Origin of the sequence: Geodermatophilus telluris, assembly GCF_900102745.1 — a bacterium.
GTDB lineage: Bacteria > Actinomycetota > Actinomycetes > Mycobacteriales > Geodermatophilaceae > Geodermatophilus > Geodermatophilus telluris.
In genome coordinates this window covers 202,524-217,672 of sequence record NZ_FMZF01000001.1, presented here as the reverse complement: position 1 = coordinate 217,672, position 15,149 = coordinate 202,524, and the positions used below count along the sequence as shown (strand labels likewise).

The 15,149-nt window shown below is 75.1% G+C and carries 16 protein-coding genes; all 16 read left to right on the top strand.

Annotated elements, in window-relative coordinates; all coding sequences use genetic code 11:
* Positions 1-30: 30 nt before the first annotated feature.
* The 16 genes from lysA to BLQ97_RS00965 all read left to right on the top strand — a co-directional run bounded on the left by lysA (position 31) and on the right by BLQ97_RS00965 (position 15,140).
* On the top strand, positions 31-1,485 hold the full coding sequence (gene lysA / locus BLQ97_RS01040) for a diaminopimelate decarboxylase (RefSeq protein ID WP_175471545.1): 1,455 nt from the start codon (positions 31-33) through the stop codon (positions 1,483-1,485).
* Positions 1,482-2,771: a homoserine dehydrogenase gene (locus BLQ97_RS01035; protein WP_091362482.1), complete on the top strand. Its 1,290-nt coding sequence runs from the start codon at positions 1,482-1,484 to the stop codon at positions 2,769-2,771. Before lysA ends, BLQ97_RS01035 begins: the two co-directional genes overlap by 4 nt.
* Entirely contained in the window at positions 2,768-3,847 is a 1,080-nt protein-coding gene (gene thrC, locus BLQ97_RS01030; RefSeq protein WP_091362481.1) for a threonine synthase, read from the top strand. Before BLQ97_RS01035 ends, thrC begins: the two co-directional genes overlap by 4 nt.
* Complete coding sequence (thrB, locus tag BLQ97_RS01025; RefSeq protein WP_091362480.1) at positions 3,844-4,767, top strand: homoserine kinase; 924 nt, start codon at positions 3,844-3,846, stop codon at positions 4,765-4,767. The genes thrC and thrB overlap by 4 nt, the downstream gene beginning before the upstream one ends.
* Before the next feature lie 248 nt (positions 4,768-5,015).
* Positions 5,016-7,256: a transcription termination factor Rho gene (gene rho / locus BLQ97_RS01020; protein WP_091362479.1), complete on the top strand. Its 2,241-nt coding sequence runs from the start codon at positions 5,016-5,018 to the stop codon at positions 7,254-7,256.
* Positions 7,257-7,387: 131 nt separating this feature from the next.
* A complete protein-coding gene (gene rpmE / locus BLQ97_RS01015) occupies positions 7,388-7,612 on the top strand; it encodes a 50S ribosomal protein L31 (RefSeq protein ID WP_091108322.1) in 225 nt (74 codons plus the stop codon).
* A gap of 113 nt (positions 7,613-7,725) precedes the next feature.
* Positions 7,726-8,805: a peptide chain release factor 1 gene (gene prfA / locus BLQ97_RS01010; RefSeq protein WP_091362478.1), complete on the top strand. Its 1,080-nt coding sequence runs from the start codon at positions 7,726-7,728 to the stop codon at positions 8,803-8,805.
* The gene (prmC, locus tag BLQ97_RS01005) at positions 8,802-9,665 is read left to right on the top strand and encodes a peptide chain release factor N(5)-glutamine methyltransferase (protein ID WP_091363772.1); all 864 of its coding nucleotides are present in this window, start codon (positions 8,802-8,804) and stop codon (positions 9,663-9,665) included. The genes prfA and prmC overlap by 4 nt, the downstream gene beginning before the upstream one ends.
* Before the next feature lie 6 nt (positions 9,666-9,671).
* Complete coding sequence (locus tag BLQ97_RS01000) at positions 9,672-10,313, top strand: L-threonylcarbamoyladenylate synthase (RefSeq protein ID WP_091362477.1); 642 nt, start codon at positions 9,672-9,674, stop codon at positions 10,311-10,313.
* Positions 10,314-10,447: 134 nt separating this feature from the next.
* On the top strand, positions 10,448-11,710 hold the full coding sequence (locus BLQ97_RS00995; protein WP_091362476.1) for a glycosyltransferase family 4 protein: 1,263 nt from the start codon (positions 10,448-10,450) through the stop codon (positions 11,708-11,710).
* Positions 11,707-12,183 (top strand): Cg1360 family ATP-synthase-associated protein, encoded by a 477-nt coding sequence (locus tag BLQ97_RS00990; RefSeq protein WP_091362475.1) that lies wholly within the window; start codon positions 11,707-11,709, stop codon positions 12,181-12,183. Before BLQ97_RS00995 ends, BLQ97_RS00990 begins: the two co-directional genes overlap by 4 nt.
* 13 nt (positions 12,184-12,196) lie before the next feature.
* Positions 12,197-12,526, top strand: coding sequence for an AtpZ/AtpI family protein (locus BLQ97_RS00985; RefSeq protein WP_091362474.1), 330 nt, complete (start codon positions 12,197-12,199; stop codon positions 12,524-12,526).
* Positions 12,523-13,347 (top strand): F0F1 ATP synthase subunit A, encoded by an 825-nt coding sequence (gene atpB / locus BLQ97_RS00980; RefSeq protein WP_091362473.1) that lies wholly within the window; start codon positions 12,523-12,525, stop codon positions 13,345-13,347. The genes BLQ97_RS00985 and atpB overlap by 4 nt, the downstream gene beginning before the upstream one ends.
* 116 nt (positions 13,348-13,463) lie before the next feature.
* A complete protein-coding gene (gene atpE, locus BLQ97_RS00975) occupies positions 13,464-13,691 on the top strand; it encodes an ATP synthase F0 subunit C (RefSeq protein WP_091362472.1) in 228 nt (75 codons plus the stop codon).
* Between the two features lie 49 nt (positions 13,692-13,740).
* Positions 13,741-14,322 carry a F0F1 ATP synthase subunit B gene (locus BLQ97_RS00970; RefSeq protein WP_091362471.1) on the top strand — a complete coding sequence of 194 codons (582 nt, stop codon included), beginning with the start codon at positions 13,741-13,743 and terminating at the stop codon, positions 14,320-14,322.
* Complete coding sequence (locus BLQ97_RS00965) at positions 14,322-15,140, top strand: F0F1 ATP synthase subunit delta (protein WP_091362470.1); 819 nt, start codon at positions 14,322-14,324, stop codon at positions 15,138-15,140. Before BLQ97_RS00970 ends, BLQ97_RS00965 begins: the two co-directional genes overlap by 1 nt.
* Positions 15,141-15,149 lie beyond the last annotated feature (9 nt).

Below are 15,149 nucleotides of genomic sequence, written 5' to 3'. Positions count from 1 at the left end.
GCGCACCCGGCGGGCCCGCTGCACGGGGGGATGACCCCGCCGCCCTCGGTGGGGCTGCCGCCGGCCGACCTCGGTGCGCTCGACCCGCAGGTCTGGCCGCGCTCGGCCCACCGGGTCGACGGCGAGCTGCACCTGGGCGGCCGGCCGGTCACCGAGCTGGCCCGCGCGCACGGCACCCCGCTGTTCGTCCTCGACGAGGACGACTTCCGCGGCCGCGCCGCCGACTTCGCGACCGCGTTCACCGGCGCCGACGTCCACTACGCGTCCAAGGCCTTCCTCTGCGGGCAGGTGGCCCGGTGGCTGGCCGACGACGGCCTGCACCTGGACGCGTGCAGCGGCAACGAGCTCGCCGTCGCCCTGGCCGCCGGGTTCCCCGCGGAGCGCATCGCGCTGCACGGCAACAACAAGTCGCCGGTGGAGCTGCAGCTAGCGGTGGACGCCGGCATCGGCCACGTCGTCCTCGACTCCTTCGACGAGATCGACCGGCTGGTGCCGCTGGCCGGAGCGCGGGTCGCCGCCGGGGGCGCCCCGGTGCCGGTGCTGGTGCGCACCACCGTCGGCATCGAGGCGCACACCCACGAGTTCATCGCCACCGCCCACGAGGACCAGAAGTTCGGCTTCTCGCTGGCCACCGGCGACGCGCTGACCGCCGCCGTCCGGGTGATCCGCGAGCCCGCCCTGCACCTCTCGGGCCTGCACAGCCACATCGGCTCGCAGATCTTCGACACCGCCGGCTTCGAGGCGGCCGCGCACCGCGTCGTCGGGCTGATGGGCCAGGTGCACCAGGCCACCGGCGAGGTGCTCGGCGAGCTCAACCTCGGCGGCGGCTTCGGCATCGCCTACCTGCCCGACGACGACCCGGTCGCCCCCGGCGACGTCGCCCGGCGACTGCGCACCGTGGTGGCCGCCGAGTGCGCGGCGCTGGACCTGCCGGTGCCGCGGCTGGCCGTCGAGCCCGGCCGGGCGATCGCCGGACCCGGCACGGTCACCCTCTACGAGATCGGCACCATCAAGCCGGTCCGGCTGGGCAGCGGCGGGCACGGCGGGCCGCAGGTGCGCAACTACGTGTCGGTCGACGGCGGGATGAGCGACAACATCCGCACCGCCCTCTACGACGCGGACTACACCTGCGTGCTGGCCAACCGCACGTCCGACGCCCCTCCGGCGCTGTGCCGGGTCGTCGGCAAGCACTGCGAGAGCGGTGACGTGCTCGTCCGCGACCTGTGGCTGCCCTCGGACGTGCAGCCCGGCGACCTGCTCGCGGTCGCGGCCACCGGCGCCTACTGCTGGTCGATGGCCAGCAACTACAACTACCTGCTCAAGCCGCCGGTGGTCGCCGTCCGCGACGGCGCGGCCACCGAGGTCGTCCGGCGCCAGACGCTGGCCGACGTGTTCGCCCTCGACGCCGTCCTGGCGAACGTCCCGGCGCCCTCGCCGGCGATCGACCAGCCCGCCCCCGAGCACCCCGTGGGAGCCCGTTCGTGAACCCGCTCAAGGTCGCCCTGCTGGGCTGCGGCACGGTCGGCAGCGCGGTGCTGCGGCTGGTCGAGGAGCAGGCCGCCGACCTCACCGCCCGGGTCGGCCGGCCGGTGCAGGTCGCCGGGGTCGCCGTCCGCCGGCCCGACCGGCACCCCGAGGTGCCCGCGCACCTGCTCACCACCGACGCCCTGGGCCTGGTCACCCGCGACGACGTCGACCTCGTCGTCGAGGTGATCGGCGGCCTCGAGCCGGCGCGCTCGCTGATCCTCGCCGCCATCGAGTCGGGCAGGTCGGTGGTCAGCGCGAACAAGGCGCTGCTGGCCGAGGACGGCGTCGCGCTGCACGCGGCGGCCGCCAAGGCCGGCGTCGACCTCTACTACGAGGCGGCGGTGGCCGGGGCGATCCCGCTGCTGCGGCCGCTGCGCGAGTCGCTGGCCGGCGACCAGATCCGCCGGGTGGTCGGCATCGTCAACGGCACGACCAACTACATCCTGTCCCGGATGGCCGAGACCGGCGCCGGGTTCAGCGAGGCGCTCGCGGAGGCCACCGAGCTGGGCTACGCCGAGGCCGACCCGACCGCCGACGTCGACGGCTTCGACGCCGCCGCCAAGGGCGCGATCCTCGCCTCGCTGGCCTTCCACTCCGCCGTCACCGCCGCCGACGTGCACCGCGAGGGCATCTCGTCGGTGACCGCCACCGACGTCGCCCGCGCCGCCGAGATCGGCTGCACGGTCAAGCTGCTGGCCATCTGCGAGCGGGTGGCGGGGGAGGACGGCGACTCGGTGGCCGTCCGCGTGCACCCGGCGATGATCCCGACGGCGCACCCGCTGGCCGCCGTCGGCGGCGCCTTCAACGCCGTCTTCGTCGAGGCCGAGGCCGCCGGGCAGCTGATGTTCTACGGCCAGGGCGCCGGTGGCGAGCCGACCGCCAGCGCGGTGCTCGGCGACCTGGTCGCCGTCGCGCGCAACCGGGTGGCCGGTGCCGCCGGGGCGGGCCCGAGCGCCTACGCCGACCTGCCGGCCCGGCCGATCGCCGAGACGCCGACGCGCTACCACGTCAGCCTCGACGTGGCCGACGTCCCCGGGGTGCTGGCCACCGTGGCGACCGAGTTCGCGCGCCACGAGGTGAGCATCGCCACCGTCCGCCAGGACGGGCACGGCGACGCCGCCACGCTGGTCATCGTCACCCACAGCGCCCCGGACGCGGCGCTGTCGGCGACGATCGCCGCGCTGCGGGAGGTGCCCGCGGTCCGCGGTGTCACCAGCGTGCTGAGGGTGGAGGGGCTGTCATGACCGGGACGCTGCGCGGGACCGTCTCCCCGTCCTGGCCGGGGCTGATCGAGGCCTACCGGTCGCGGCTGCCGGTCACCGCGAGCACGCCGGTGGTCACCCTGCACGAGGGGGCCACCCCGCTGGTGCCGGCCGTCGAGCTGTCGCGGCGCACCGGCTGCGAGGTGTTCCTCAAGGTCGAGGGGGCCAACCCGACCGGGTCGTTCAAGGACCGCGGCATGACCATGGCCATCACCAAGGCCAAGGAGGAGGGCGCGCAGGCGGTCATCTGCGCCTCCACCGGCAACACCAGCGCCAGCGCCGCCGCCTACGCCGCGCGCGCCGGCATGGTCTGCGCCGTCCTCGTGCCCCAGGGCAAGATCGCGCTCGGCAAGCTGGCGCAGGCGCTCGTGCACGGCGCCAAGCTGCTGCAGGTCGACGGCAACTTCGACGACTGCCTCGCGCTGGCCAGCAAGCTCGCCATCGACTACCCGGTGAGCCTGGTGAACAGCGTCAACCAGTTCCGCATCGAGGGGCAGAAGACCGCCTCGTTCGAGGTCGTCGACACCCTCGGCGACGCCCCCGACGTGCACTGCCTGCCGGTGGGCAACGCCGGCAACATCACCGCCTACTGGCAGGGCTACCGCGAGTACGCCGACGACGGCCCGGCCACGCGGCGCCCGCGGATGTGGGGCTTCCAGGCCGCCGGTGCCGCGCCGATCGTCACCGGGCGCGTCGTCGAGCAGCCCAGCACCATCGCCACCGCCATCCGCATCGGCAACCCCGCGTCGTGGACCAAGGCGCTGGCCGCCCGCGACGACTCCGGCGGGCGCATCGACGCCGTCACCGACCGCGAGATCCTCGCCGCCTACCGGCTGCTCGCCCGCAGCGAGGCCGTCTTCGTCGAGCCGGCCTCGGCCGCGTCGGTGGCCGGGCTGCTCAAGGTGGCCGCCGCCGGTGAGCTCGCGCCCGGGCAGCGCGTCGTCTGCACGGTCACCGGCAACGGCCTCAAGGACCCCGACTGGGCCATCTCCGGTGCGCCCGCCCCGGTGACGATCCCGGTCGACGCCGCCGCGGCCGCCGCGCAGCTGGGCCTGTGAGCGGCGCCGCCGTCCGCGTCCGGGTCCCCGCCACCAGCGCGAACCTCGGCCCCGCGTTCGACTGCGCGGGACTGGCGCTCGCGCTGCACGACGTCGTCGAGTTCGCCGTCGCCGACTCCGGGCTGGCCGTCGAGGTGTCCGGCGCCGGGGCGGGGGAGCTGCCGACCGACGCCTCGCACCTGGTCGTGCGGGCCTTCCGCGCCGCCTGCGACGTGCTCGGCTGGTCCCCGCCCGGCCTGCGCGTGCGAGCCGCCAACGGCATCCCGCAGGGCCGGGGGATGGGCTCGTCGGCCGCGGCCGTCGTCGCCGGCGTCGTCGGCGCGTTCGAGCTGTGCCCCGACGTCGACGTCCGGGACGACGACGCCGTGCTCCGGCTGGCGACCGAGCTCGAGGGCCACCCCGACAACGTCGCGCCGTGCCTGCTCGGCGGGGCCACGCTGTCGTGGATGGGGGAGTGCGGCGCCCGCGCCGTGCGGCTGCCGGTCGCCGCCGGCGTACGCCCACTCGTCCTGGTGCCGGCGGCGACGCTGTCGACGCACGTCGCCCGCGGGCTGCTGCCCGACGCCGTCCCGCACGCCGACGCCGCGCACGCCGCCGGCCGCGCCGCGCTGCTGGTGCACGCGCTGACCTGCGACCCGCGGCTGCTGTTCGAGGCCACCGAGGACCGGCTGCACCAGCGCCAGCGCGCCGCCGCGATGCCCGGGTCGGCCGCGCTGCTCGACCGGCTGCGGGCGGCCGGCCACGCCGCGACGGTCTCCGGGGCCGGGCCGAGCCTGCTCGTCCTCACCGCCGCGGACGGGAACGCCGGAGTGCGGGGGGTGACGTCGCTCACCCCGGACGGGTGGGACCTCTACCCCCTGGAGGTGGACGCCGACGGCGTCCGCGTGGTGCGCGGAGCGCCTGGGGTATCGTCTGCATAACGAGGAACACACCGCAGGCCAGCGGTGTTGTCCCGGTCGCAGGGCGAGTCTAGTCTTCGGGCGTAGCCGCTCTTCTCGGGCGAGCCTCGCGCGGGGCGTTGCAGACGTTCTCACCGTCGGCGCCGATCCGTCCCGCACCCACTCGATCCGCGGTCTGTCCTGCTGTCCCGCCACACCGGCCGGACGGGCAGCTGTCGGGTCACCCCCTGCGCTGGTAGGCGCAGGTCACCGCAGGGAAGGACCTGTACGTGAGCGAAACCACCGACCTCGCCGCCGTCGGTGCCCCCGAGGGCGCCGCGGGTGAGGCACCTGCTGCTCCGGGGACGGCGGGCCGGTCCCGCCGCCGCGGCAGCGGGCTGGCCGGGATGCTGCTCCCCGAGCTCCAGCGGCTCGCGGCCGAGCTGGGCATCTCCGGCACGGGCCGCATGCGCAAGGGCGACCTCGTCGCCGCCATCTCCGCCCGCCAGGTCGGCGGCGACCCGGCCCCCAGCACCCCCGCCTCCAGCACGCCGGCCCCCAGCGCGGCCGAGGACGCCGGTGCGCCCGCCGCGCGGGGCGTCGCCGCCACCGCCGCGCCGATCGAGGCCCCCGTCAGCGGAGGCGCCAACGGCGGCCCGGTGAGCGCCCCGGCCGCCGACGGCACCGAGAGCGCGCCGCGCCGCCGCCGTGCCGCCAGCCGTCCCGCCGGTGCGCCGACCGCCGAGGACGCCGCCGCGCCCGCCGCGCGGGGCGTCGCCGCCACCGCCGCGCCGATCGAGGCCCCCGTCAGCGGAGGCGCCAACGGCGGCCCGGTGACCGCCCCGCCCGCCGAGCGGACCGAGGGCGAGCAGGCCGACCGCGAGCGCGCCGACGACGACCGTGCCGAGAGCGACCGCCCGCGCCGGGAGCGCGGCCGGACCCGCGACCGCGACAGCCGCGACCGCGACGGCGACCGTGCCGAGCGGACCCGCGACGGCGAGCGGACCCGCGACGGCGAGCGCGCCGAGCGCACCCGGGACGGAGGCCGCGAGGGCAACCGCACCGACGGCAACCGCACCGACGGCAACCGCCCCGAGCGCGACCGCACCGAGCGCGACCGTCCCGACGGGAACCGCACCGACGGCAACCGGACCGACGGCCACCGCGGTCCCGACCGCGGCGAGCGCAGCGAGCGCGGCGGCCGCACCGACCGCACCGAGCGCGACCGCACCGACCGCGACCGCACCGACCGCAGCCGCGACGACCGGGCCGACGAGGACGACGACGACTTCGAGGGCGGCCGCGGCCGCCGGGGCCGTCGCTACCGCGACCGCAACCGCCGCACCGGCCGGGAGCGCTTCGACCAGCCGACCGAGCCCACCGTCAGCGAGGACGACGTCCTGCTGCCGGTGGCCGGCATCCTCGACGTGCTCGACAACTACGCGTTCGTCCGCACCTCGGGCTACCTGACCGGGCCCAACGACGTCTACGTGTCGCTGTCCCAGGTGCGCCGGCACGGCCTGCGCCGCGGTGACGCGATCACCGGCGCCGTCCGGCAGCCGCGCGAGGGGGAGCGCAAGGACAAGTACAACGCGCTGGTCCGCCTCGACTCGGTCAACGGCCTGGACCCCGAGCAGGCCCGCAACCGGCCGGAGTTCACCAAGCTGACCCCCCTCTACCCGCAGGAGCGCCTGCGGCTGGAGACCGAGCCGCAGCAGCTGACCACCCGGGTCATCGACCTCGTCATGCCGATCGGCAAGGGGCAGCGCGCCCTCATCGTCTCGCCGCCCAAGGCCGGCAAGACGATGGTGCTGCAGGCGATCGCCAACGCGATCACCACGAACAACCCCGAGTGCCACCTCATGGTCGTCCTCGTCGACGAGCGGCCCGAGGAGGTCACCGACATGCAGCGCTCGGTGAAGGGCGAGGTCATCGCCTCGACCTTCGACCGGCCGCCGTCGGACCACACCACGGTCGCGGAGCTGTCGATCGAGCGCGCCAAGCGCCTGGTCGAGATGGGCCACGACGTCGTCGTCCTGCTGGACTCGATCACCCGCCTGGGCCGCGCCTACAACCTGGCCGCCCCCGCGAGCGGGCGCATCCTCTCCGGCGGTGTGGACTCCACGGCGCTCTACCCGCCCAAGCGCTTCCTCGGCGCCGCCCGCAACATCGAGAACGGCGGCTCGCTGACCATCCTCGCCTCGGCGCTGGTCGAGACCGGCTCCACGATGGACACGGTCATCTTCGAGGAGTTCAAGGGCACGGGGAACGCGGAGATCAAGCTCGACCGCCGGCTGGCGGACAAGCGGGTCTTCCCGGCCGTCGACGTCAACGCGTCGGGCACCCGCAAGGAGGAGATCCTCCTCTCGCCCGACGAGCTGGCCATCGTCATCAAGCTGCGCCGGGTGCTCGCCGCGCTCGAGCCGCAGCAGGCGCTGGAGCTGCTGCTCGACAAGCTGCGCAAGACGCGCAACAACGTCGAGTTCCTCATGCAGATCCAGAAGACGACGCTCGGCCCCGAGCGCGACTAGCACCTCGCGGCAGCGGGCTCCGGCCGTCTGGGACACTGGGCGGCCGAGCCCCGCTGCGTGCCCGGAATGACCGGCCGGCCGCCGGCGTTCAGCCAGACAGCACCGAGACGTCCCCGGAAGAGGCCCGCATCATGAAGCCCGGTATCCACCCCGACTACCACACCACCACGGTCACCTGTGGGTGTGGGAACACCTTCACCACCCGCAGCACCGCGCCCAGCGGCCAGCTGACCGTCGAGACCTGCTCGGCCTGCCACCCCTTCTACACCGGCAAGCAGCGCATCCTCGACACCGGTGGCCGCGTGGCCCGCTTCGAGAAGCGGTTCGGCAAGCGCGGCGCGAACGCCGGCAAGTAGTCCCCCCGACGGCGCCCGTCCCACCTCGTGTGGGACGGGCGCCGTCGTCGTGTCCGCCCCACCCGGTGTGCACTTCCGCGGAAGTGCCCCGCTCCGCACGAGAGGTCCGCCCGATGAGCAGCCCCACCGACGCCGCACCCGACCGGCTGCGCGGGCTGCTCGACGAGCACGCCGCGCTGGAGACCGAGCTGGCCGACCCGGCCGTGCACGCCGACCAGGCCCGTGCCCGCCGGCTGGGCCGCCGCTACGCGCAGCTCGCCCCCCTCGTGGAGACCGCCCGGGCGCTCGACGCCGCCCGCGACGACCTGGCGGCCGCCCGCGAGCTGGCCGCCGAGGACCCCTCCTTCCGGGACGAGGTCACGGAGCTGGAGGGCAGGGTCGACGAGCTGACCGACCGGCTGCGCGAGCTGCTGCTGCCGAAGGACCCCGACGACGACAAGGACGTCATCCTCGAGATCAAGGCGGGGGAGGGCGGCGCGGAGTCGGCGCTGTTCGCCGGCGACCTGCTGCGCATGTACCTGCGCTACGCCGAGCGCCGCGGCTGGGCCACCGAGGTCCTGGACGCCGTCCCGGCCGAGCTCGGCGGGTACAAGGACGTCTCGATCGCGGTGAAGTCCCGGACCGACGAGGGCATCTGGTCGCGGCTGAAGTTCGAGGGCGGCGTGCACCGGGTGCAGCGGGTGCCGGTCACCGAGTCGCAGGGCCGCATCCACACCTCCGCCGTCGGCGTCCTGGTGCTGCCCGAGGCCGAGGAGGTCGACGTCACCGTCGACCCGGGCGACCTGCGCATCGACGTCTTCCGCTCCTCCGGGCCCGGCGGGCAGAGCGTGAACACCACCGACTCCGCCGTGCGCATCACCCACCTGCCCACCGGCATCGTGGTCAGCTCGCAGAACGAGAAGAGCCAGCTGCAGAACCGCGAGTCCGCGCTGCGCGTGCTGCGCTCCCGGCTGCTGGCCGCCGCCCGCGAGGAGGCCGCGGCCACCGCGAGCGACCAGCGGCGCAGCCAGGTGCGCACGGTCGACCGCAGCGAGCGGGTGCGCACCTACAACTTCCCGGAGAGCCGCATCTCCGACCACCGGGTGGGCTTCAAGGCGCACAACCTCGATCAGGTCCTCGACGGCGAGCTCGACCCGGTCATCGACGCGCTCACCCGGGCCCACACCGCCGAGCTCCTGGCGGCCGGCTCCTGAACGCGCGCGCGCTGCTCGCCGAGGCCGCGCGGCGGCTCGCCGCGGTCGGTGTCGAGTCGCCGCGGGTGGACGCCGAGCTGCTGCTCGCCCACGTCCTCGGCGTCCCCCGCACGGCGCTGCTCACCCGCGACCGGGTCGACGACGACGCCGCGGCCCGGTTCGCCGCGCTGCTCGACCAGCGGGCGGAGCGGGTGCCGCTGCAGCACCTCACCGGCCGCGCGCCCTTCCGCCACCTCGAGCTCGCCGTCGGCCCCGGGGTGTTCGTGCCGCGGCCGGAGACCGAGCAGCTCGTCGAGTGGGCGCTCGAGCGGCTGGCCGGCGTCCCCGAGCCCGTCGTCGTCGACCTCGGCAGCGGGTCGGGTGCCATCGCGCTGTCCGTCGCCGCCGAGCACCCCGGCGCGCGGGTCACCGCCGTCGAGCGCGACCCCGGCGCCGTCGAGTGGACCCGGCACAACGCCGCGCTGCGCGCCGCCACCGGCGACCGGCCGGTGACCGTGCTCGCCGGCGACATGACCGACCCGGGCCTGCTGCCCGAGCTCGACGGCGCCGTCGACCTCGTCGTCTCCAACCCGCCCTACGTGCCCGACGGCGCCCGGGTGCCGCGCGAGGTCGCCGACCACGACCCGCCGCTGGCCCTGTGGGGCGGCCCCGACGGCCTCGACGTCGTCCGCGGGCTGCTGCGCACCGCCGCCCGGCTGCTGCGCGACGGCGGCGCGCTCGGCGTCGAGCACGCCGACCAGCAGGGGAGCGCGCTGCCCGCGGTGGTGCGGGCGCACGGCGCGTTCGACGACGTCGCCGACCACCCCGACCTGGCCGGGCGGCCCCGCTTCACCACCGCCCGCCGCGTTCGGCGACACTGACCCCCCGTGGCCGATCTCTACGACTGCACCGACCCGGAGGCGCGCGCCGCGGGCGTGGACGCCGCCGCCGCGGCGATCGGCCGCGGCGAGCTGGTGCTCCTGCCCACCGACACCGTCTACGGCGTGGGCGCCGACGCGTTCGCACCGCCCGCCGTCGCCGCGCTGCTCGCCGCGAAGAACCGCGGCCGGGCCATGCCGGTGCCCGTGCTGATCGGCGAGGCCTCGACGCTGGGCGGGCTGACCCTCAGCGTGCCCCGGGTGGCGACGCGCCTCGCCGAGGCGTTCTGGCCCGGCGGGCTGACCCTCGTCGTCGAGCACGCGCCGTCGCTGGCCTGGGACCTGGGCGACGCCGAGGGCACCGTCGCCGTCCGCCTCCCCGACGACGACGTCGCCCGCGAGCTGCTGCGCCGCACGGGCCCGCTGGCGGTGTCCAGCGCCAACCGCTCCGGCCGGCCGGCCGCGACGACGGCGGAGGAGGCGGTGGCCCAGCTCGGCGAGCACGCCGCGGTCGTCCTCGACGGCGGACCCCGGGCGGAGGCCGTCCCGAGCACCATCGTCGACTGCACCGGCCCGGTGCCCCGCGTGCTGCGCGTCGGCGCGGTGCCGGTCGACCGGCTGCGCGAGGTCGTGCCGGACCTCACGGACTGACGGCGGACCCCGTCGCCCGCCGCGTCCCGCTGCGTGCCAGGTCCGGGCGATACCGTGGGGGTTCCGCACCGTCGTCTGGCCCCGGGAGCACCGTCGCGATGAGCACCTCCGCCGGTCCCCGCGGAGGCTGACCCGTGCGCGAGTACGCCGTCGTGCTGCTGACCGCCGGGCTGGTCACCTTCCTGGCCACCCCGGTCGTGCGGGTCGCCGCGGTCCGGTTGCGGATGATGGCGGCGCCCCGCGAGCGCGACGTGCACGTCATCCCGACCCCGCGCGGCGGTGGCGTGGCCATGTACCTCGGCGTGGCCGCGGCGGTCATGGTGGCCACCCGGCTGCCCGCGCTGCAGCGCACCTTCGACGACTCCCAGACCGCCGCCGTCCTCATCGCCGGCGGGCTGATCTGCCTGCTCGGCGTGCTCGACGACAAGTTCGGCCTCGACGCGCTCACCAAGCTCACGGGGCAGATCGCCGCGGCCGGGGTCATGGTGCTCATCGGCGTCCAGCTGGCGTTCCTGTTCCTGCCGGTGGCCGACATCGGCACCATCTCGTTCGGCCCGGACGTCGGCGTGCCGCTCACCATCCTGCTGACCGTCCTGACGGTGAACGCGCTCAACTTCATCGACGGCCTCGACGGGCTGGCTGCCGGCGTCTCGGCGATCGCCGCGCTGGCCTTCTTCGCCTACAGCTACAACCTCAGCCGGGTCGGCTACGACGACGTCGCCAGCGCCCCCGCCCTGGTGACCGCCGTGCTCGCCGGCGCCTGCCTGGGGTTCCTGCCGCACAACTTCAGCCCGGCCCGGATCTTCATGGGCGACTCCGGGTCGATGCTCGTCGGGCTCATGCTGTCGGCGGCCGCGGTGAGCGCCACCGGTCGCGTCGACGCGCAGTCCTTCGACTCGGCGGCCAGCCTGCTGCCCCTCGCGCTGCCCCTGCTCGTGCCGGTCGCGGTCCTGTTCATCCCGTTCATCGACCTGGTGCTGGCCGTCGTCCGCCGCACCCGGCGTGGCCAGTCGCCGTTCTCGCCGGACAAGATGCACCTGCACCACCGGCTGCTGGCCATCGGCCACTCGCACCGCCGCGCCGTGCTCACCATGTACTTCTGGGCGGCCCTGCTGTCCTTCGGCGCGGTGGCCCTGTCGGTGACCGGCGGGAAGGCGGAGCTGCTCGTGCTCATCGCCGCGCTGCTGGTCGTGGGCGTCGTCGTCGTCCTCGCCCCGCACACCCGCCGGGCCGCCCGGGAGGCCCGCGCCGCGGAGATCGCCGCCCAGCGGCGGCGCAGCCGCGCCGCCCACCCCAGCGCCCGCGCCGTCCGTCCCGCCACCCCGCCCGCCGGCCCGACCGTCCCCGGCCGACCCGGCGACCCGGCCGGCACGCCGTCGCCCCAGGGAGTCCGATGACCGCCCCCGCGCCCGAGCGGCAGGTCCCGTGGGACCTCTCCTTCCTGCGCGTCGGCGCGCTCGTCACCGGCGCCGTCGCCGTCGTGGCCGCCGTGGTCGTCGGACTCGTCGCCGGCTGGGCCGACGCCGCCGGCGTGCTGGTCGGCGCAGCGGTGGTGACGGCGTTCTTCGTCGTCTCCGGTGTCGTCATCGCCTGGGCCGGCCGGATCCACGACTCCTACACCCTCCCGGCGGCGCTCGGTGCCTTCTTCGTCAAGGCCGTCGTGCTCTTCGCCGTGCTGGGCGCGCTACCGGAGGACGGCTGGCTCGACCGGCTGACGATGGCCTGGTCGGTCGTCGTCGGCGCGCTGCTGTGGAGCGGCGTCCAGCTGCGCTGGGTCTGGACCCGCCCGATCTACTACGTCCAGCCGCCCGCGCCACCCGGTCAGGGGACCGTCCCCCCGGCACCGGAAGGGCCCGCGACACGCGGCTGATAGGGTCCCCGCGATGACCGAGGACGACCCCGTGCGCGGGGATTCCCGGTCTCGACCTGCGCGACCAGCCGCTCCTCGGGGCAGCGGTGCCGAGACCGGCTACGCCGTCATCGGGACCATGATCTCGGGGATGGCCGTGTGGGGCGGTGCCGGGTGGTTGCTCGACCGGTGGCTGGACACGCGCGTGTTCCTGCCGGTCGGGATCATCCTCGGCATGGCGGCGGCCATCTACCTGGTCGTCAAACGGTACGGCGGGCTGCCACCAACCCCTGGTGCACCCGAGAAGAGCACCACCCCGGGCGGACGACGGAGCCGGCCCAGGACGCAGAAGGGACAACGGTGACCTCCAGCGCCCTCGCGCTCGCAGGCGTACTCGCGGCCGAGTCTGGCGGGGACGGGTTCGAGGCTCCGAGCATCGCGGAGTTCAACCCCGAGCCGATCGCCGAGTTCTCCCTGCTGGGCGTCGACTTCGCCATCACCCGCATCACGCTCGGCCTGTGGTTCGCCACCCTGGCGATGCTCGTCTTCATGGTCATGACGGTGCGCCGGCCGCAGATCGTGCCGGGCAAGCTGCAGTTCGTCGGTGAGAGCGGCTACTCGCTCGTCCGCGACGGCATCGCCCGCGACGTCGTCGGTCCGAAGGGGCTGCCCTTCGCACCGTTCCTCGCGTCGCTCTTCTTCTTCATCCTCGCGAACAACTTCATGGCGATCCTGCCGCTGGCGCAGATCTCGCCGATGTCGAAGTTCGCGTTCCCGCTGGTGCTGGCCGGCATCTGCTGGCTCGTCTACATCTACATCGGCATCCGCGAGCAGGGCGCCGGCCGCTACTTCAAGGACATCCTGTTCCTCCCGGGCGTGCCCAAGCCGATGTACGTGCTCGTCACCCCGATCGAGATCCTGCAGAACTTCGTCGTGCGGCCGTTCACCCTGGCGGTCCGGCTCTTCGCCAACATGTTCGCCGGCCACATGCTGCTGGTCGTCTTCTCCCTCGGCGCGGTCTACCTGTTCAGCCGCGACAACTTCTCGTTCGTCTTCGGCCCGGTCTCGGCGCTGATGGCGATCGTGATGACCTTCTTCGAGCTGCTGGTCATCTTCCTGCAGGCCTACGTCTTCACCGTGCTGATGGGGACCTACCTCAACGGCTCGATCGAGGCCGAGCACTGAGCCCCGGGCACTGAGGGGCCGACCCGGCCCCCCGCGCCACCCGGACCGCACCACCCGCACGACCCCCGCAAGCCGCCCGGAGCACTCCGGGCGACGACACAGGAGGAACACCCCGCATGATCGAGGTACTGGCAGAGCTCAACGGCAATGTCGGGACGATGGGCTACGGCCTGGCCGCCATCGGCCCGGGCATCGGCGTCGGCATCGTCTGGGCGGCCTACATCCAGGCCACCGCCCGCCAGCCCGAGTCGGCCGGCCTGACCCGCACCTACGCGTTCCTCGGGTTCGCCCTCTCCGAGGCCCTCGCGCTCATCGGCTTCGTCGTCCCCTTCATCTTCACCTGATCCGCAGCAGCGGGCCCGGGCGCCGACACGAGACAGGGACACTGAACGCATGAGCACCCTCGCAGCGGAGAGCGGGAACCCGCTCCTCCCTCCGCTCGGTGAGATCATCATCGGCCTGATCGCCTTCGCGGTCGTCATGCTGGTCTTCTTCAGGTTCATCGCGCCGCGCTTCGAGCAGGTCTTCCGGGCCCGCCGCGAGGCGATCGAGGGCGGGATCGAGCGGGCCGAGGCGATGCAGGCCGAGGCGCGCGCCGCGCTCGAGCAGTACCGCGCGCAGCTCGCCGAGGCCCGCACCGAGGCCGCGCAGATCCGCGACCAGGCACGGGCCGAGGGGCAGCAGATCCTCGCCGAGCTGCGTGCCCAGGCGCAGGAGGAGTCCGCGCGGATCGTCGCCCGCGGCGAGGAGCAGCTGGCCGCCAACCGGCAGTCGGTCGTCAACGAGCTGCGCGGCCAGATCGGCGCGCTCGCCGTCGACCTCGCCGGCCGGGTGGTGGGCGAGTCCCTCGAGGACGACGCGCGGCGCCGCGGCACCGTCGACCGCTTCCTCGACCAGCTCGACGGCATGGCCCCCGGCGCGCCCGGTGACGGGCGGACCGGCAGCACCGTGTTCGTGCCCGGCGGCGACCGCTGATGGACGCCTCCAGTCGGCAGGCGCTCACGCTCTCGCGTGAGCGCCTGGCGGAGACGACACGGGGGGCCGCGGGCCCGGGGCTGCTGGCCTTCGCCGACGAGCTGTTCGCGGTGGCGCGGCTGCTCGACGGCCAGGTCACGCTGCGGCGGGCGCTGTCGGACCCGGCGGCCAAGCCCGCCGACCGTGCCGGACTCGTCGCGCGGATCCTCGGGGGGCGGGTCTCCGAGGCCACCGTCGACCTGGTGCAGACCGTCGCGCGGCAGCGCTGGTCGCGGCCGCTGGACCTGGTCGAGGCCATGGAGGACCTGGCCACCCAGGCCGCGCTGGACGCGGCGGAGGCCCGCGGCGAGCTCGAGGGCGTGGAGGACGAGCTGTTCCGGTTCGGGCGGATCGTCGCCGGTGACGGCGAGCTGGCCCGCATCCTCTCCGACGACCGCGCTCCCGCCGAGGGGAAGACCGCGCTGCTCGACCGGCTGGTCTCCGGCCGGGTCAGCCCGGTGAGCGAGCTGCTGCTGCGGAACTCGCTGACCACGCGGCACGTGGGCAACTCGGAGAACCGGGTCGTGCGCCTGTCGGAGGCCGCCTCCGCGCGGCGCGGCCGGTCCGTCGCCCACGTGACGAGTGCCGTGCCGCTGACCGCGCAGCAGGAGCAGCGGCTCCGCGACGTGCTCGGCCGGGTCTACGGGCGGGCCATCGGCCTGCAGGTGACCGTGGACCCCGGAGTCCTCGGCGGCCTGGTCGTCCGCGTCGGTGACGAGGTCATCGACGGCAGCATCGCCAACCGGCTCGAGATCGCGGGCCGGCGGCTCACGGGCTGACCCCCCACC